19 protein-coding genes are annotated in these 18,043 nt (G+C 66.5%); 8 read left to right on the forward strand and 11 right to left on the reverse strand.

All coding sequences use genetic code 11. The annotated features are described in order from the left end of the window. Positions 1-43 precede the first annotated feature (43 nt). Entirely contained in the window at positions 44-790 is a 747-nt protein-coding gene (locus A5688_RS25900; RefSeq protein WP_067913875.1) for a methyltransferase domain-containing protein, read from the forward strand. Between the two features lie 34 nt (positions 791-824). Here the strand turns inward: A5688_RS25900 and A5688_RS25905 are convergent, their stop codons facing one another. Beyond that, positions 825-1,283: an SRPBCC family protein gene (locus tag A5688_RS25905; RefSeq protein WP_067828131.1), complete on the reverse strand. Its 459-nt coding sequence runs from the start codon at positions 1,281-1,283 to the stop codon at positions 825-827. 245 nt (positions 1,284-1,528) lie between these two features. Beyond that, complete coding sequence (locus tag A5688_RS25910) at positions 1,529-2,224, reverse strand: SDR family oxidoreductase (protein ID WP_067913872.1); 696 nt, start codon at positions 2,222-2,224, stop codon at positions 1,529-1,531. A gap of 147 nt (positions 2,225-2,371) precedes the next feature. On the opposite strand from A5688_RS25910, the gene A5688_RS25915 reads away from it, so the two are divergent. Then, positions 2,372-2,962 carry a CGNR zinc finger domain-containing protein gene (locus tag A5688_RS25915; RefSeq protein ID WP_067832422.1) on the forward strand — a complete coding sequence of 197 codons (591 nt, stop codon included), beginning with the start codon at positions 2,372-2,374 and terminating at the stop codon, positions 2,960-2,962. Here the strand turns inward: A5688_RS25915 and A5688_RS25920 are convergent. From A5688_RS25920 to A5688_RS25940, 6 genes are all read right to left on the reverse strand, one after another. Beyond that, positions 2,897-3,508 carry a class I SAM-dependent methyltransferase gene (locus tag A5688_RS25920; RefSeq protein ID WP_067832401.1) on the reverse strand — a complete coding sequence of 204 codons (612 nt, stop codon included), beginning with the start codon at positions 3,506-3,508 and terminating at the stop codon, positions 2,897-2,899. The two genes, A5688_RS25915 and A5688_RS25920, sit on opposite strands and share 66 nt — an antisense overlap. A gap of 27 nt (positions 3,509-3,535) precedes the next feature. Then, complete coding sequence (locus tag A5688_RS27865) at positions 3,536-3,700, reverse strand: hypothetical protein (RefSeq protein WP_165606908.1); 165 nt, start codon at positions 3,698-3,700, stop codon at positions 3,536-3,538. A gap of 156 nt (positions 3,701-3,856) precedes the next feature. Beyond that, positions 3,857-4,702 (reverse strand): SDR family oxidoreductase, encoded by an 846-nt coding sequence (locus A5688_RS25925; RefSeq protein WP_067913867.1) that lies wholly within the window; start codon positions 4,700-4,702, stop codon positions 3,857-3,859. 86 nt (positions 4,703-4,788) lie between these two features. Further along, complete coding sequence (locus tag A5688_RS25930; RefSeq protein ID WP_067832405.1) at positions 4,789-5,553, reverse strand: DUF2127 domain-containing protein; 765 nt, start codon at positions 5,551-5,553, stop codon at positions 4,789-4,791. 66 nt (positions 5,554-5,619) lie between these two features. Further along, a complete protein-coding gene (locus A5688_RS25935) occupies positions 5,620-7,008 on the reverse strand; it encodes an MmgE/PrpD family protein (RefSeq protein ID WP_067913960.1) in 1,389 nt (462 codons plus the stop codon). A gap of 110 nt (positions 7,009-7,118) precedes the next feature. Continuing rightward, positions 7,119-8,072 (reverse strand): LysR family transcriptional regulator, encoded by a 954-nt coding sequence (locus A5688_RS25940; protein ID WP_067832408.1) that lies wholly within the window; start codon positions 8,070-8,072, stop codon positions 7,119-7,121. Positions 8,073-8,252: 180 nt separating this feature from the next. On the opposite strand from A5688_RS25940, the gene A5688_RS25945 reads away from it, so the two are divergent. Beyond that, positions 8,253-8,774: a carboxymuconolactone decarboxylase family protein gene (locus tag A5688_RS25945; protein ID WP_242660371.1), complete on the forward strand. Its 522-nt coding sequence runs from the start codon at positions 8,253-8,255 to the stop codon at positions 8,772-8,774. A 79-nt stretch (positions 8,775-8,853) separates the two neighbouring features. Here A5688_RS25945 and A5688_RS25950 read toward each other — a convergent pair whose 3' ends face one another. Continuing rightward, positions 8,854-9,720 (reverse strand): helix-turn-helix domain-containing protein, encoded by an 867-nt coding sequence (locus A5688_RS25950; RefSeq protein WP_067913864.1) that lies wholly within the window; start codon positions 9,718-9,720, stop codon positions 8,854-8,856. A gap of 115 nt (positions 9,721-9,835) precedes the next feature. On the opposite strand from A5688_RS25950, the gene A5688_RS25955 reads away from it, so the two are divergent. From A5688_RS25955 to A5688_RS25975, 5 genes are all read left to right on the forward strand, one after another. After that, entirely contained in the window at positions 9,836-10,888 is a 1,053-nt protein-coding gene (locus A5688_RS25955) for a zinc-binding dehydrogenase (RefSeq protein ID WP_067832428.1), read from the forward strand. Next, positions 10,885-11,298: a nuclear transport factor 2 family protein gene (locus tag A5688_RS25960; protein ID WP_068268309.1), complete on the forward strand. Its 414-nt coding sequence runs from the start codon at positions 10,885-10,887 to the stop codon at positions 11,296-11,298. Before A5688_RS25955 ends, A5688_RS25960 begins: the two co-directional genes overlap by 4 nt. Continuing rightward, positions 11,299-12,117 carry an SDR family NAD(P)-dependent oxidoreductase gene (locus A5688_RS25965; RefSeq protein ID WP_067909130.1) on the forward strand — a complete coding sequence of 273 codons (819 nt, stop codon included), beginning with the start codon at positions 11,299-11,301 and terminating at the stop codon, positions 12,115-12,117. Between the two features lie 253 nt (positions 12,118-12,370). After that, on the forward strand, positions 12,371-13,678 hold the full coding sequence (locus A5688_RS25970; protein WP_082955033.1) for a sodium/calcium exchanger protein: 1,308 nt from the start codon (positions 12,371-12,373) through the stop codon (positions 13,676-13,678). A 61-nt stretch (positions 13,679-13,739) separates the two neighbouring features. After that, entirely contained in the window at positions 13,740-14,576 is an 837-nt protein-coding gene (locus A5688_RS25975) for an SDR family oxidoreductase (protein WP_082955034.1), read from the forward strand. Between the two features lie 68 nt (positions 14,577-14,644). Here the strand turns inward: A5688_RS25975 and A5688_RS25980 are convergent, their stop codons facing one another. Both A5688_RS25980 and A5688_RS25985 read right to left on the reverse strand, forming a co-directional pair. Then, on the reverse strand, positions 14,645-16,222 hold the full coding sequence (locus A5688_RS25980; protein WP_067909133.1) for a flavin-containing monooxygenase: 1,578 nt from the start codon (positions 16,220-16,222) through the stop codon (positions 14,645-14,647). Further along, positions 16,219-18,024 (reverse strand): flavin-containing monooxygenase, encoded by a 1,806-nt coding sequence (locus A5688_RS25985; RefSeq protein ID WP_067909136.1) that lies wholly within the window; start codon positions 18,022-18,024, stop codon positions 16,219-16,221. Before A5688_RS25985 ends, A5688_RS25980 begins: the two co-directional genes overlap by 4 nt. Between the last annotated feature and the right edge of the window lie 19 nt (positions 18,025-18,043).

The raw sequence follows: 18,043 nt of genomic DNA on the forward strand, positions 1-18,043 counted from the left end.
CGATTTCTGGCGCCCAGCTTGACATTTGATCGAAGGAGTACGCATGACCGACGTGCACATCTCGCTGCCTCCCGCGCTTCGGCGAGCGCTGGATCTGCTCATCGATCCGCCGGCCGATCCCGACGTGAGCAAGGGTTACCTCGACCTGCTCGGCGCCGGCCCGGCGGGGGACGGCGAGGTCGAGAAGAACACCGGCCCGATCCAGGCGGCTTGGGCGTCACCGATCGGGTCGATGCTCTACGACAACGCCCAGGCCCTGTCTCGCCGCTGGATCAGCGCATGGCAACTGCCGCTGGAGTGGTTGGCGGTCCCGCCGGGCGGTATCGCGCTGGACGTCGGCTCGGGTCCGGGCAACGTCACCGCGTCGCTGGCGCGCGCCGCCGGCCCCGACGGGCTGGCCCTCGGTATCGATATCTCCGAGCCGATGCTTGCCCGCGCCGTCCGCAATGAAGCCGGCCCGCAGGTCGGCTTCATCAAGGCCGATGCGCAACGACTTCCACTGCGCGACAACACTATCGACGTGGCGATTTCGACGGCCGTACTGCAGTTGGTTCCGGACCCATCCGCCGCCCTTGCCGAGATCGCGCGCGTGCTGCGGCCCGGCGGCAGGCTGGCCGTCATGGTTCCGACCGCCGGGCGCCTGGCCCGGTACTGGCAAATGCTGCCGAACGTCGGGGCGCACGCGTTCGACGACGACGAAATCGGTGATGTCTTGGAAGACAACGGCTTTGCCAGCGTGCGGGTCAAGAACTTCGGCACCTTCCAATGGGTGCGCGGTAAGAAGGGCTGACCCGCCCGGCGTTTCCGCGACCGGATGCCGGGCCCTATTCCGGCGATTGCGCCAGCATCGCGAGCCGATCCATCGACTCGCGCAGCATGTCCGCCGTCGTGGCACGCGCGCGCTCGAGTCGGGTGGCGTCATTCAGCGCCGTCCAGTCGTAGGTGTGGGTCACCGTGGTGAGTTCGGCGTTGACCGGGCTGAGCTCCCAACGCCACAGGTGGCCCGGCGGCTGCTTGTTGGGTTCGGCTGGGCGCCAAGCGATTTTACTGCCCTCGACGAACTCGGTGACGTGGTTCTCCCGCACCGCACCATTGGTTAGCGTCGTCTTGAACACGTCACCCACTCGATGGACCCGTTGCCCGGGAGCCGACGATGCCAGGTTGTTGTTGCCGTCCCAGCTGGGCTGGCGGGACGGGTCGGCGATCAGCTCGAAAATCCGGGCGGCATTGGCTGACATCACGCGGGTGGCGCTGACGACGCGTTCAGCTTCCGTATCGGACATGCCGCTATCCAAGCATGTCGCGCAGCATGGTGCGTTGGTGACTTTGGGCCGAGCCGCTGAGGACTTTTGGCCATCGCAGCACCGACGGTCGGGATGCGACCGTAATGGGTGCCGGGGCAACCCCGGTGGTCTGCTCGAAGTGCAGTAAGCCCATTTTTGGGCGAGGCCAACCGCAAGGGCCTGCTTGACCCACCGTCGTAAGACGGGGATCTGCCTTCGGGCAGACCTTCATGCGTCCAGGCGGTTCACCCCATCCGGGGCAGCGCCCCGACCGGGCCGGACAGGGCCACCTTGACGTAGCGGGTGTCGTCGTCGGCCAGCACCTCGGTGTCGTCCGCCTCGATGCCGTCCACGATCGCGCGGGCCACCTGGCGCGGGTCGTTCTTGGGTGCGTCGAAGCCGGTGGTCATGTCGGTGTCGGTGAAGCTGAGGTGCGCGGCAACGACCAGGGTGCCCTGCTCCTCGAGCTCGATACGCAGCGAGTTCGTCGTCGACCACAGTGCCGCCTTGGAGTCGCCATACCCGCCGGATCCAGGCATCCAGGACAAGATCGAGGCGATGTCGACCAGGGCGCCACCACCGTTGCCGGCCAGGATCGGCGCGAACGCCTTGGCGACCCGGAGCGCGCCGAAGTAGTTCGTCTCGAACACGGCGCGCACTTCCTCGATGTCGCTGTCGAGCAGCTTGCGCGCGCCGAGGACGCCCGCGTTGTTGATGACGATGTCGGCGTCCGGAGCCGAAACAGCCAGCGCCGCAACCGACTCGGGCTTGGTGACGTCCAATTCGACACTGACCACCCGGGGATCCTGACTGGGCTTCGGCGCCCGCGCGGTCGCGTAAACCTTGGCCGCGCCCCGCTCCAGCAATTCCGCCACGATGGCCTTGCCGAGACCGCGCTGCCCGCCGGTGACCACCACCGTCGACCCCTTGACGTTGACCATGACCCGCTCCTTTTGACCTAGGCAAAGCTATTTTGTTTGCGTCACGTTAGTGACTGGTTCGACATAATCAATTATTCTTTACCTATGTCTATTCCGTGGGGTGCGTCACAGCGGTACGGCTGCGCCACGGCTCCGGGTGGCGTCGGCCTGGTCCAGGATTTCCTCAACACGAGGGCCATCGACGGGTACGGGCCGGACCTGCTGGCCGACACGGAGAGCGCCGGCGACTGGGCGGCCACCGCGGTCCGGGCGTGGTCGTCCCTCCGCGATGTGGATTTGTCGCCGCCGGAGTTGCGCGACGCGGATCTGGCCAAGCTGCGCACCCTGCGGGCCACCATCGAGCGGCTAGTGGCCGGCGAACCGCCGAGCGGTCGGGGCGTGGGCGGTGTTGGCGCATCTTTCGCGCTGTCCGATACCGGTGAGGTGCGGCTGGACCCCAGCGGCAGCGGTTGGCGCTGGCTGGCATCGGCCCTGTGGGGCGAGATTCTGCTGAGTCAGCAAGCCGATACGTGGCGGCGGATCAAGCGCTGCAACAACCACCGGTGCGGTTCGACGTTCTACGACCGTTCGAGGAACAACAGCGGGGTCTGGCACGACGTCAAGACGTGCGGCAACGCCGTCAACCTGCGGGCCTCCCGGGCCCGGCGGCGCGAACGCGATCGGGCCGCGAACTCAGGCCTTCTGCCAGAGCAGGCGGTACCGGTAGTAGAGACCTCGCCGGATGCCGGCCCCCGGTAGGACCTCCGTTGCGGTCTGCCGTATTTCGGCCAGACTTTCGCGGGGATCGGCGACCGCCACCCCGATGTTGCGAGTTTCCCGGTGCAGCAACGAACCCGCGTATGCCGCCGGTGTACAAAGACCGGCCCAGACCCAGTCGGTGACGCTCTTGTTGGCGGACAGTCCGATGACAGCCAATTTTCCTGCGGGGCGCAGCATTTCGCGCGCCTTCTGCAATGCGGCGCGCAGCGGCAGATGATGCAGGCTGGCGACGAAGGTGATGAGGTCGAAGGAACGTTCGGCCGGCTCGAGATCCTCGAACCGCAGCAGTTCCACCGAGGCGTTTCCGATCGGCTGCAATCGCTCCGATGCGCGCCACACCGATATCGGATCCGCATCGATGCCCACGACGCTGCGTGATACCGCGGCTAACCGCTGAGCCAGCAGCCCCTCCCCGCATCCGACGTCCAGAACATCGCCGCGGTTCCGCGAGGCGATACCGACCAGCCAGGGGTGATAGGCGCTGTTGTGGTTCCAGTAGTCGTCGTGCTTCGCGTAGTCATTCACCGTCGCCCCAGTCTGCCCGTCTGGGGGTCAGCAGCGTTCGACGCCCCTGGACATCAGGCGCGGACCCGCAGTCGCGGGGCCCCGCTTGCCTTTGAGCATCACGTGCAGGACGCCGGAGGCGCGCGACTTCAGTGGCGCGATCACGTCGAGAGTGGCGGGAGCCTGGCTGACCCAGGCCGGAAGTGTAGCCACAGTGTGTTCCTTTGTTATTTCGGCCTGCGCGGCCGACTCATTCAATTGCACCGCAGCTGTTTTACGGGGGTGCCGCGCCGTGGTAAACGCGACGAAAAGCCAATCTGTGGCGTACGGCACACCTATGCCGCAACGCGGGGTACGCAACCTTACTTGCTAGTGAAAACCCTTGAACCGGCGTAGATAACCGGGCAATCGATATGCCGGCACTGGTTTGGGCCAGTCGTCGGAACGGAAATACGCGTCGGTGCCGCCGTCGACAAACACTACACTGCCGCACAGGAAATCGGCGGCATCGGACAACATGAAGCACATCCACTCGGCCATGTGTCCCGCGTCACCGAAGCCGCCGAGCGGGACCGGGAACGACCGGACGGCCTTGGCCTGCCGGGAGTCCGACAATTGTTCTTGCAGAAGCGGTGTCATGATCGCACCGGGCGACAGGGCGTTCAGGCGCACGCCCGACCCGGCCCACTCCGGCAGGACCGCGTGTCGCCGCACCCAACGGCTGACAGCGATCTTGGACGCCGCATACATCATCGTCGGCGCCGCCGGACCCAGGAACCGCACCGTTCGCAGCGCCTTATCGGCATCGTGATCAAGCAGCGCCTTCACGGCCCGGCGCGGCACCGCGGGCACCGTCGTTGTCGAATTACTAGCGACGACAACAACCTTCGCGCGTTCAGCGGCCGCCAGCGCCGAGCGCCAGGCGACCAGCAGTTCGACTACCCCGAAATAGTTGACCGCGGCGATCTGGCGGACTCGATCCCGGCCGGGGCTGGGACCCAGACCGGCCGCCAGCACCGCGCCGTCCAGTCTGTTGTCGCAAGTCCCCAAGACGCGGTCGGCGGCCTCTTTGCGCCCATCTGGTGACGACAGATCGGCGACGATGTCGGCGTCCTTGATGTCGACACCGATGATGGTGTGGCCGTTGTCCCGAAGACGCTGCGCGGTCTCGCGGCCCATCCCCGAAGCCGACCCGGTAATCGCATAGGTCCCCATAGGCTCCTCCGTTCTCAGGGCAGTATGCCCGGTGAACCTGCCGCTCCGAGGGGCCCCGCCCGCTGAGTGGACGAGGGCAGTATCGATCAGCTTTCCGCCGCGGCCTTCTCGACGTCGAGCAGCTGTTCGCCGCGCCGCTCCTCGTCATAGGCCTTGCGGCCGCCCCGCAGCCCGAACAACCGTTTCGAGATCAGCAGGTAGATCACCGCGGCGACGTTGATGGTGAAAGTCACCGCCCGGGTCATCGTGATGCCCCTGGCCAGGTCGTAGATCTCCAGCGGCAAGAAGACCGAGGTGGCGATCACCGCGAAGTATTCGCCCCAGCGTTTCAGCAGCCACAGGCCCACCCCTTCGACGACCTCGAGCAGCGCATAACCGGCCAGCATCAGGGTCAGCAGCGCCAGGGTGGACGGCTTGGCGGCCAGTGCCTTCTCCAACTCGTGCACGATCGTCATCTGATCGACCTTGAAGCCCGCGGCGCGAAAGACCGGCAGGTCGCGATCGAAGGTGGCCTGAATGGCGCCGCGCGCTCCGCGAAACTTCCACACCGCGTACGCCGCCAGCGCAATCGCCACCGCCCGGAACAAGCGTTCCACCGCCAGTATGCGGATGATGATGGCCTGGCGTAATGCCTTGCCGCGCATGATCATCGGTGCGTCTTCGGCGCGGCCACGACCATGCGGCTCGCCGACGGTGAATTCGCCGCACCGCAAGCAGCGCCATACGTCACCCAGCCCGGTGCGCCCACTCAGCCGGTCGGCCAGTGACTTCTCGTCGGGTGCATAGGTGACGTGGCCGCCAACAGCGCAGGTCACCAGTTCCCATCGGTTGTGGCCGTGTTCTTTGCCCATCGCCGGATCATTCACGGCGGGCGGTCGGCCACGCAAGGGGGCGCGCACAACCTGCGTGACAAGGCGTCAGAAGCGCGGCTTGCTGCGGGCGCGCTGGGCGGTGGGACACACCGACCCGAGCAGGCCGGTGAGTTCGGCGATCGGGATTTCGTCGAGCCGGGCCACCGCGGCGACGATGTCGTCGCGCAGCGGGTCGTCGCAGAACGGTTCGGCGAGCCAGCCGAACTTGTCCACCACCCGTTCCCAGGACATCGGGCGGGTGGGTGATCCCTCGTAATCCGACTGCTCGCGGCTGAACTCTCGCCCGTCGTTCGCGATCACGTGCACCCGGGCCGCCGTGCGTTGCGGATAATCCGCGGTCAGATCGGCGGCCGGCCTGACCTCCACCCGCGACAGCAGTTCCTGGACGTCACGTCGCGAAACCCGGTCGTTCTCAAGCTGTTCGGGGCCGACACCGCCGTCGATCAGGGCGACCGCGGTCAGGTATTTGAGGTTGTAGTCGGCCTGCTCCTTGGTGACCGGATGTTCTTTGTCGCCGTACGCTCCCCCACCGGCGAAGTCGTATGCCCCCTGGAAGACCTCGAGGACGACCCGCGCGACATCCGCGCCGCGCAAACCGTTCTCGCTGCGGACTGCCAGCACCGCATCGATCACCACCTGGCCGTGGATGAGCGAGCAGTACTGCTTCAAGTAGGTCTGCGCGACGCAGTCCAGACCCCGGTCCCCGGTGCGGAGATCGATGGGCTGATCGAACAGCTGCACCAGCCCGTGGGGGCCTTCGAACAGCGACTTGGGTCCGGTGATACCGCGCGCGGCCAGCATCGTGGTGTACACCGCACGCATGCCGGTGATCGCCGGCGAGATGCCCTTCCAGTTCGAAACCGGTTCGGCGTGCACCGTCGCCAGCGACACGTTGTCGGCGGCCGCGGCGGCGATGGCGTTGGCGGTCTGCTCGGCGCTCAGTCCCAGCAGCTTCGCGCTGCCCGCCGCGACCGACATCGAGAGCTGCAGCGCGTGGTTGAGTCCGCGGGCCATCACGGGAACCTGTGCGCTGAAACGACATTGGACCTCGTAGGCGACCGCCAGCGCCAGCAGAAAGTCGTCTCCGCCGGCGCCGGTGTGCTCGGCCACGGCCAAAACGGCGCCGACGTTGTCGGCGGGATGGCAGAGCCCGCCCACCGTCAGATAGGTGTCGAGCAGATCGGGATAGCGCACCAGCACCGCATTGAAAAACGCGGCCTGGTCCACCGACGCCCGCCCGCCGCCGACCAGGGTGGTCGTCGGGGCGCCACCGAACTGGGCGGTGTGTTCGCGAAGCGTCGGGATGAGCTCGCCGTCCAATGAACCGACCGCGCACGCGATGCTGTCCAGCACGTTGCGTTTCAACAACGCACCTGCGTGTGCGCCGAGATCCGATTGCGCCGCATCGACTACGAACCCGGCGAGATCCTCCACGACGTATCTCTGTCCCATGATTATTCGCCCTTCTGCCGCTGCATCCCAGCAAAGCCCGGCAACCCACCACCGTCCAGGACCAAGTGCCTACAAGTGCTCAGCCGAACTTCCTACCGCTGTTCAGTGCCGTCGAGCGCGCTCCTATGGGGATCATCGGCCGGGATCCACCAACGGCCGGCCGGAGGGAGCGGCCAATGCCGGCCCTTCGCCAGTTCCAGCAGCGACTCCACGAGATGCAGTACGCCGGGACGGTCGTCATTTTCGCGGTGCACCAGTGACCACGTCCAGAGCGGCACCGGGTCGGCAACGGGCCGCCGGCCCAGACTCGGTGGAGTTACGGCGTTATGTCGCTTGGGCGAAGCGAGAATCGGCGCGCCGATTCGGCGCACATGGCCGTAGAACGCGGGGCCGGTGACGCCGCCGTCGTCGATCCGGACAACACGTGCTCCGGTCGCGACCGCGAACTCACCGGCGAAACGATTCCACGAAGTCCAGGCCGACTCGTCCGCGTCGAGCAGAACTGTAAGCTGTTGCGCTGCAATCGGTGCAGCTGAGCTCACACTTGGAAGGACCGCATGCAGCGGCTCGGCGCGCACCAGGTACGTCGTCAGTCCGCGCTCCCTCGCCTGTTGCGCGGTGACCCAGGTCAGTGCGGCATCCAGGGTGCCCTCTGCGACGCGATCGGCCTGCACGTGTGACGGCAGGACCCATTCGTCGAGTCGCAGCGACACCGCCGGCGCCAGTGCGGCGGCAATGTCGTCGGGCAACCAGCTGACGTAACCCAGCCGCATCGGAACACTGTCGACCGCCGCCCGCTGTAGTCGCTTCTTGGACTCATCGGCCAGGGCCAACATCCTGCGGGCATCCGGCAGCAGGCTGCGCCCCGCTTCACTTAGCCGGACGCTGCGCCTGTCGCGGACGAACAGGTCGGCGCCCAGCTCACGTTCCAGGGCGATGATCTGTTGCGACAGGGCTGGTCCCGAGATGTGGATCCGCTTGGCCGCGCGCCCGAAGTGCAACTCCTCGGCAACAGCGACGAAGTAGCGCAGTTGCCGCAGTTCCATAGGACGATTTTAAGTGGGCCTACCTGGGGTAGGAAGCGCCACTTACCACTGATCGAAACTGGGTCGTGGACGCGTCGGCCTTCCCGCGATTGGCTGGGTTAATCCGTCCGATCGTAAGGAGTGAGCGCCGTGCGACTTCCGCCGTTGCCGCCGACCAGTCTGACCGCCACACAGAAGGACTTGTATGCCGACATGCGGGCTGTAATCGATAGCGGCTTCGGCGAACTCGTCGCTTACCGCGGCGACGAAGCACTGATCGGCCCATTCAACGGCTGGCTTCACTTTCCCCAATTCGGCTCGCCGGCTTGGGCGTTCAACAGATCGCTGTGGGAGCATGGGCTGTTGCCCGGCGGTATCCACCAACTGGTCATCCTGGTCACCGTCGCAAGGTTCGGGGCGCGCTACGCGATCTACGGGCATGAATACTTCGCTCGGCGCGCCGGGCTGTCCGAAGAAAAGATCGCCACCATCGCCAGCGGCGAGCGCCCCGCCGATCTCACCGACGACGAAAGGGCGGCCTACGACATGGCGGCGGCACTCAACCGTGGCGGCGCGCTCCCCGAAACCACTTACCGTTCCGCCGTCCGACACTTCGGCGAGGACGGGGCAGCCGAAATCGTTTTTCTGGTGGGTTGTTTCTCCATGGTCGCCGTCACCATCAACGCATTCGACGCCGGCGTACCGGGGCGCGCGGACACGTAGCCGCAATCCCCAAAATGATTGCCGTACGACGCGTACGCGGCGGCAAGCAACGGCTACGAGAAGCAGGGGACGCCGTGCGCTAGATGACTCGATGCAGCGTGTCGGGTCTTGGTGACGATCCGCTGAGTTCGGCCGTCTCGTCGGTCAGGTGTTTACCGATGTCCTTGATCTGGCGGGCGCTCAGCGCGCATAGCGGGTGCACGGCCACCATCAGGGCGACGCGCCGCCGGTCGTCGAAAACCGGCGCGGCGATGGTCACGACGGGTTGCTTGCGGCGGCCCGGGTTGTCGTCGGACAGGAACCCGATGGTGGTGAACTCGACCAGCAACTGGTCCATGATGTGACGCACCGGAGTCGGGATCTCGCTTATGTCCAGCGTGCCGACCACCTGCACCGCCTGCGCGAGGGCCGGCGTCGTCCAATCGACGTCGAAGCCCCGTTCACGCGTGTGCGCCAACACCTGTTGGAGGCGCTGCGTGCGGTCGGCATTGCCGCCGGCGCCACGCCGGATCCACGCGCGTTGTTCCTCCTCGGTGTCCCAGGCCGCCATCGCGACGCCGAACGGCGGCGCGTACGGGATGCGATCACCCGGTATCCCCGACGGCTGAGTGGCCGGTTCACCCTCAAATGCGGTGACCACCAGGGAATCACCGAACTTCTCGACCACCGAACAGGCGTAGCCGACTTCGCGGGAGAGTCGCAGCGCCGCGGATCGCGCCGCATGCGCGAGCGGCCGGGCGGTGTCCGTGCGGGCGGCCACCACGGCGAGCGCGGGACCGAGGGTGAAAGTTTTCGCGACCGGATCGCGACTTGCCCAACCGCGGTCACACAACGTCTTCAGAATCGCGTGCGCGGTCGCCTGGGTGAGATCCAGCTCGCGCACCACGTCGGAGAAGCGCAGTCGCGAACTTCCGGACCGCGCCAGCAGCTCGACGACATCGAGCACGCGGGCGGTCGGCGCTGACGTCGATCCGCGAATCGCTTGACTCCTTTACGACGGCGTTTTTAGAGTTGTACGACCATTCGAGATCATATATCGACTATTCGAGAAGGTTAACGCATTGCGGGCTGTCGTGTTACGGGACGGGCGGTTGCAGGTCCGCGAGACGCCGGACCCCGAGCCCGGGCCGGGCGAGTTGCTGCTGCGCACGTTGAGCACCGCGATCTGCGCATCCGACGTGCACTTCATGGATCATCCCGAACTTGCCGTCGACGATCCGACCGGTCGCTCGCTGTACGACACCGAGCGCGACATCGTGCTCGGCCACGAATTCGCGGGCGAGGTCATCGGGCACGGGTCCGGTTGCACCGACCAGTTCGCCCTCGGTACGCGCGTGACGGCCATGCCGGTGCGCCTGGTCGACGGCGGTGCGGGCGGAATGCGGATCATCGGTCAGCATCCCGAGGCGCAGGGCAGTTTCGCTGAGCTGCTGGTGGTTTCGGAGGTGGCCGCCAAATCCGTTCCCAATGAGGTGTCCAGCGACGCCGTGGCATTGACCGACGCGTTCGCCGTCGGCGAGTTCTACGTGCGGTCGGCGCAATTGCAACAAGGCGAGATCCCCATCGTCATCGGCGCGGGAGCGATCGGGCTCTCGGCGGTCGCGGCCCTGGCCCGTCGCGGCATCGAACCCATCGTCGTCACCGACTACAAATCCGACCGGCGCCAACTCGCCCGTGACCGCTTCGGCGCGCACGTCTTGGTCGACGCGGCCGAAACGTCCCCCTTCGACGCGTTCAACCAGGTTCGTGCGCAACGCGGATTGCCAGGCCCCGCAGTCATATTCGAATGCGTCGGGGCATCCGGCTTGATTCAGAAGCTGGTCGAATCCGCCGAAATGGGCACCCGCATCTACTGTGCGGGCGGCTGGTACACCGGCGACACCCTCGACATCACCACCGCCACCCGCCAGGGCGTGACCATTCAGTTCGGTGGTGGCCCGCACCCGCAGGACTGGTACGGCACACTCGACGCCATCGTGGCGGGCCGGTTGGACCCGCTGCCGAGCGTCGGCAAGATCATCGGCCTCGACGAGGTGCCCGACGCCCTCGATCAGGCCCGCAGGTCCGACGGTCCGCCCCGGGTCGTCGTCCGTCCGAATGGAGACATTCCGTGAGCGAACGCGATGACCGCCAAGACATCTGCGAGCTGCTGGTGCGGTATGCGACGGGGATCGACCGGCGCGACTGGCCGCTGTTTCGCACCGTGTTCACCGACGACTGCGAACTCGACTACGGCGAGATCGGTACGTGGCACGGCGTCGACGCCGTCGCCGACTTCATGGAGCAGGTACACGCCCTGGCGGGGCACACGCTGCACCGCCTGACCAACCAGGCCATCGCCCTCGACGGTGACAACGCCACGGCGCGCACCTACATCGACGGCCTGATCATGGCCGGCGACAACAACTCTGGCGTCAACGCGATCGGCTTCTACGACGACGACATCGTGCGCACACCGGCGGGGTGGCGCATCGCCCGCCGGCGCTACACCCAGGTGCGCATCACGACGGTGGGGAACGCATAGATGACATTCGCGACGAAATACGGACCGTGGGCGCTGGTGGCCGGAGCTTCCGACGGCGTGGGCGCGGCGTTCGCCGAAGGCCTCGCCGAGCGCGGCGTCGACGTGGTACTGCTGGCCCGCCGCCAAGCCGTTCTCGACCGCGTCGCCGCCGAGATCGAGGCCAATACTTCGGCGCAAACCCGCACTATCGCAATCGATCTCGCGCGGCCGGGTGCGGCCGCGACGATCGCCGCGGTGACCGAGGACCTGGAGATCGGAATGCTCGTGTACTGCGCGGGTGCCGACCCGAATTTCGAACCGTTCCTCGCCAATTCGATCGAGGCCGCCGAGGCGATGGTGCAGCGCAACTGCATGGTGCCCATGCAGTTGTGTCACCATTTCGCGCCCGCAATGGTGCAACGAGGCAGCGGCGGCATCGTCATCTTCGGTTCCGGCGCCGGGCTGGCCGGCGGCCCGAACATGGTGGCCTACGGCGCCTCCAAGGCGTTCGACATGGTCTTCGCAGAGGCGCTGTGGGCCGAACTGCACGACAAGGGCGTCGACGTCCTGGGCCTCATCCTGGGCAAGACCAACACACCGGCATTGCGCGAACTCGAATACAGCCGCGGCCAGCTGGGCTCCCCCGACGAGGTGCCATCGGACGCGGCGGCCGTGTCCGACGTCATCGCCGAGGCGTTCGACAACCTGGGCAACGGCCCGACCCTGATGGTGGGCGACACCATGCGTGCCGCCGCGCAACTGCTGGCGTCGCTGAGCCGCAACCAGGCCGTCGAGCTGTTCGCCCAAGCCGCCGCGGCGGCCATGGGCCCGGACGCTTAACGGGAGACCGGCGGGAACCGCGGGCGTTCGCTGTGCGTCGTACAGTTAGCGGCGAGGTTTGCCAAAGTTCTAAATCAGGGCAGCCTAACTTTGGCCTTAAGGAGCCCCTGGACAGCAAATATAGGTGCCGCCGTGCTGTTGCCTTCGCGAACCCGCTGCGTTGCTGACCGCGTAGGCCCGGGGTAGTTTGGGTATCCGATTCGCCACGGCAACCGAGCCGACGTAGCCACCCGATCGCCACCGCCTGCGAAGGATGACGATGCTCGCCATAGACAGGCCCGCAGCCACCGTCTCGACGACGGCACGCTGGCGGCGCCGCACCCTCACCCGTTCTGGACTGATCACCGGCGCATTCGTCGCCCCGGCCGTGGTCGTCCGCATCGCCGGCCTGCATACCGGCGCGGTGCTGGCCCTGCTGATCTTCGGGGCGGCGGTGGTCGCGGCCAGTTTCTTGCTGGCGTGGGCCGCCGAGGCCGCCCAGATCGACGTCTCCGGCGGGCTGGCGACGGCGCTGCTCGCCTTGATAGCCGTGCTGCCCGAATACGCCGTCGACCTCTACTACGCCTACGTATCCGGCCACAACGCGGATTACACGCAGTACGCCGCCGCCAACATGACCGGGTCCAACCGGCTGTTGATGGGTCTGGGTTGGCCGGTTGTGGTGCTGGTGAGCATTCTGGTCGCGCGCAAGTCCGGTGCGCAGAAGTCCACCGGTTTGACGCTGGAGCCAGCAAACCGCGTCGAACTCGGATTCCTGTTGGTCGCCGGTGTGATCGCGTTCCTGATCCCGGCGAGCGGCCAGATCCATCTCGGGCTGGGGCTGGCGTTGCTGGCCTGGTTCGGGTTCTACCTCTACAAGATCAGCCATGGCGACGTCGAAGAGCCCGACCTGATAGGCACCGCGGCCGCTCTGGGAGAACTGCCCGACCGCCGGCGGCGCATCGCCGTGGTCGCCCTCTTCCTGGTATCGGGCGGGGTCATCCTGCTGTGCGCCAAGCCCTTTGCCGACAACCTGGTGGCCGCCGGCACCGAACTGGGCATCAACCGCTTCCTGTTGGTGCAGTGGCTGGCCCCGCTGGCCTCCGAAGCACCGGAGTTCATCATCGCGACGATCTTCGCCACCCGCGGCAAGGGCACGGTGGCCATCGCCACGCTGATCTCCTCCAAGGTCAACCAATGGACCCTGCTGATCGGGTCACTCCCGATCGCCCACCTGCTGGGCGGCGGCGGGTTCTCCCTGTACCTCGACTCCCGCCAGGTGGAAGAGGTGCTGCTCACCGCGACCCAGACGATGATGGGGGTGGCGCTCATCCTGGCGTTGCGGTTCCACCGGGCCACCGCATGCACACTGCTCGGACTCTTCGTCGTCCAGTTCCCGATCTACTCGACACAGGGGCGGCTACTGCTTTGCGGGGCCTACACCGCGGTGGCCGTCGTCGGGCTGATCCTCAACCGCCGTCACATCGCGGCCACCATCAGGGCGCCGTTCTTCGGCACGGCCCTCCGGCACAGCGGTCACCCGCACCACGACGGCGCGGAAGGTGTCAGCCGCCCCGCGTAGGCCGGCGCCGATGACCGCCCCGCGGCCGGATCCGAAATCGCGCTGCGTATACCGTCCAGGTATGAATCGAGTGTCGGTGATCACGGGCGGCGCCGGTGGCATGGGTGTGGCCACGGCCAAACTCGTCGGCCGCGACCATGCCTTAGTCCTCTGCGACGTCAGGCAAGACCGTTTGAAGGCCGCGGCCGCACACCTGGAAGAGCTTGGGATGACCGTCACGGCCGTCGACTGTGACGTCACCGACCGGCGAGCGGTCGCGGACCTGCTCGACACCGCCAACGGTCTCGGGACGCTCGCCTCGGTGATCCACACCGCGGGGGTGAGCCCGAGCATGGGCCCGGCCGACTACGTCATGCGGACCAACGCGCTCGGCACGCTCAACGTCAACGAGGCGTTTTTCGCGGTCGCCGCCGAGGGCGCGGTGATCGTCAACGTGGCGTCGATGGCCGCGCACCTGCTGCCCGCGGAAATGGTTCCGGTGGATCAGTTTCCGCTGGCGCTGACGGACGCCGATGCCTTTTTGGAGGCCATGCTGACGACCTGCAACATCGTGCCCGAGGAAGCGCGGTCCGGGCTCGCCTACGCTGTGAGCAAGAGCTTCGTGAAGTGGTACAGCCAGTCTCAGGCGGAGCGCTTCAACACCGGTGGCGTGCGCATCGTCTCGGTGTCGCCGGGATCGATCGACACCGAGATGGGCCGGCTCGAGGAGCAGGCCGGGGCCGGCGCGATGGTCACCAACGCCGCGGTCCCGCGGTGGGGCAAGCCGGAAGAGATGGCCGAGCTGCTCGCGTTCTGCGCCAGCGAGAAGGCCGGATATCTCACCGGCACAGACATTCTCAACGACGGTGGTGTGGTCGCCTCGATGACCGAACGAGCCAGGGTGGCCGCCGGCAGCTAGACGAGGTAGTACAGCTCGGCGTGCGGGGCTCCTTGAGCGTAGCGATGAAGGGCCGCTTGCGGACTCGGCTATTCCGCGGCGCCGACGCCGACTTTGCCATCGGGCAGGTCGGCACCTGCACGGAACCTGCGGTGCAACCAGTCTCGCCGTCGCAGCCGCCAGGTCCGCCGGGCGTACTCCAGCTCCGTGTAGGGCCACTGGGTCACAATGCGGCCGGTCGGCGAGCGGAAGTAGCTGTCGCACTGGGTCCACACGCTGCGCTCCAGGTCGGCACTCAGTTGCTCGTTGTATCGCCGCTCGGCCTCAGGCCGCACCTCGAGGTAGCCGCCGCCGCGCGCCAGCCGGCCGGCCGCGCTCGCGACAAGCCTGGCGCCCGCCTCCAGGATGTAGACGATCGAGTTGCCGCCCTGGTTGGTGTTGGGGCCGTACAACATGAAGAAGTTGGGGAATCCACTCATCGCCACACCAAGGTAGGCGCTGGGATCTGCACCCCACCGCTCGTGCAGACTTTCGCCGTCCCGTCCGATCACCTCGATGCCGGCGAGGTAGCGGCTGGTCTGGAACCCGGTGGCACACACGATGGCGTCGGCCTGCACCGATTCGCCGCTGACCGTAGCGATGGACGTCTCGGCCACCCGGGCGATCGGTTCGGTCACCAGATCGACGTGGTCCTGCTGCAGCGCACGGTAGTAGTCGGAGCCGAGTAGTACCCGCTTGCAGCGGAAAGCGTAGTCGGGCGTCAGGACCCGGCGAAGCCACTCATCGCCGACCGTGCGCTGGAGAAAGGACGTCGCCACCTGTGAGCGACTCGCCACCTGTGGGTCCTCGACCGCATTTCCGGCGAAGTCGTGGAATTGCTTCCAGATTCGCCAGCGTTCCCTGTGGGCCGCCCACGGATGACGGCGGAACCTTGCCAGCTCCCGGGCGGTGAACGGACGATCGTCCTTGGGCACCATCCATGGGGGCGTGCGCTGGAAAACAGTGACACGCGACGCGATTCGGGCCAGCTCCGGCACCACCTGCACCGCGCTGGCACCGGTACCGATCACCGCAACCTTCTTGCCCGCCAAGTCCACGCCGGGCTCCCACGCGGACGTGTGCATCACGTGGCCGCGGTAGCTGCCGAGGCCGTCGATGTCAGGCAGCCGAGGAGGGCCGAACAACCCGACGGCGCTCACTACGACATCGGCCCACAACGTGGTGACGGTATCGCTGTTCGCTTGCTGCAGCTGCAATTCCCACTCGCAGCTGTCCTCGTTCCATTGCGCCCGCCGTACGTAGGTGCGCAGGTTCAGGTGCCGGCGCAAATCGAAGTCATCGACCACCGATTCCAGGTAGGCCAGAATCTCGGGCTGGCGAGCGTAGGTACGGGTCCAGTTACGGTTCAACGCGAACGAGAACGAGTACAGGTGGCTCTGCACGTCGCATGCGGCGCCGGGATAGATGTTGCGCCGCCAGGTTCCGCCGACGCCGTCGCCGCCCTCGATTATCACCAGGTCGTCAATGCCTCTGCGGCGCAACGCCACCGCCGCGGCGATCCCGCCGAAACCGGCGCCGATGATCGCGACCTTCGGTCCGCGCCGCCGCCGTGTCGCCGCTGCGAGCCGACCGAGGGAATACAGACGAGCGGCGGCACGGCTCGTCATGGTGCGACCTGCTGGTTTCGCAGTTCCAGTCCCTCCAGCGCCCCGCTGGCACGCCAGTCCGCGAGGATGTCGGCGTATTCGGTCGGGGTTCCGAAGAAGAAGCTGCCCTGCCGGGTTTTGGCGTCGGCCTGCCCCTCCCGGTTGTAATAGCCGGGAGTGCAGGTCTTGGCCCGCTCGGCGGTGAGTGCGGAGCGGGCCAGCACCGTGTCGACCCAGGCGGCCTCGGCGTCCGCGGCCGCCTCGATCTCGGTGATGCCTCGCTCGAGGGCACGCGCGATGATCCAGGCGACGTGGCGGGCCTGCACCTCAAGGAGGTAGGGGAAGTTCACTGTAAGTCCGGATTGCGCGATGCTTTCGATGAAACAGTTCGGGAAACCGTGAACGCACAAACCCTGAAAGGTCCGAACCCCGTCATTCCATGCGTCGGTCAGCGTCACGCCGTCCCGGCCGACCACTTCGAAGCCGGTGCGACGACTGTAGTCGGTTCCGACCTCGAACCCCGTGGCGAAGATCAAACAATCGAGCTGGTGTTCGATGCCGTCGACGACTACGCCGGTGTCGGTGATGCGCTCGACTCCGCGCCCGTTGGTGTCGACGAGGGTGACGTTGTCGCGGTTGAAGGTTTGTAGGTATTCGTCGTGGAAGCACGGCCGTTTGCAGAAGTAGCCGTACCACGGCTTGAGCGCCTCTGCGGTCGCCCGGTCAGCCACCAGGGCGTCCACGCGGGCACGGATCTCTTCCATCTGCGCGAAGTCGGCCAATTCCACGTCGCGGACCCGTTGCAGTGGGTCCGACGTGTCGGCGGTGTCGCCGTGGCGCATCACCGGCAGCTTCCGGGTGATGCTGGTCCATGCGTCGGCGACCAGGTCTTCTTCGGCTTGCCCTCCGGCGGTGAGAATCTGGAAGTTCTCGATACGGCGCCGCTGCCAGCCCGGCGAGAGCGTCTCCACCCACTGCGGGTCGGTAGGCCGATTCGCGCGCACGTTCACCGACGAAGGCGTGCGCTGAAACACATAGAGCTGCTGACTCTTTCGGGCTAGGTGCGGAACACATTGGATCGCCGTAGCGCCGGTGCCGATGATGCCGACCCGTTTGTTGCCCAGATGTTCGAGATCTTTGCCGGTGTACGCGTAGTCCCACCGACTGGTGTGAAACATGTGACCGCGAAACGACGCGATTCCGGCTATGCCGGGAAGCTTGGGTTTGTTCAAGTAGCCGTTGGCCATTGAGATGAATCGGGCTCGCATCGCGTCGCCGCGATCTGTGGCGATGATCCAGAGGGAATCCTTTGGCTCCCAACGGATCTCCCGCACCTCGGTCTGCAGACACGCATCGCGGTACAGGTCGTAGTGCTCGGCGATGCGCCGGCAGTGCGCGAAGATCTCCGCACCCTTGGCGTACTTTTCGGTGGGGATGTAGCCTAGTTCCTCCAGCAGCGGCATGTACACATACGATTCGACGTCACAGGCGATTCCCGGGTAGCGATTCCAGTACCAGGTGCCACCCACGTCTGCCGCCTTGTCGATCAGTCGCACACTGTCGACGCCTTCTTCGCGCAGCCGTGCACCTGTGAGCAGGCCGCCGAAGCCGGCTCCTATAACCGCGACGTCGACCGTGTCGTTGAGCGGGTCGCGGGAGCGGTGCGGGTCGGCCCATGGATCCTCGCCGAAGGATGCGAACCGGCCCCCCACTTCTACGTACTGTTGGATGCCGTCGGGCCGTAGCCGTCGCTCCCGCTCCTGGTCGTACTTGCGTCGTAGCGCCTGTTCGTCAAATGGCCGACCGTCCGCCGTCGTCACCATCTACGACCCCTTCTGCCGG

The organism is Mycobacterium mantenii, assembly GCF_001667865.1.
GTDB classification, from domain to species: Bacteria; Actinomycetota; Actinomycetes; order Mycobacteriales; family Mycobacteriaceae; genus Mycobacterium; species Mycobacterium mantenii_A.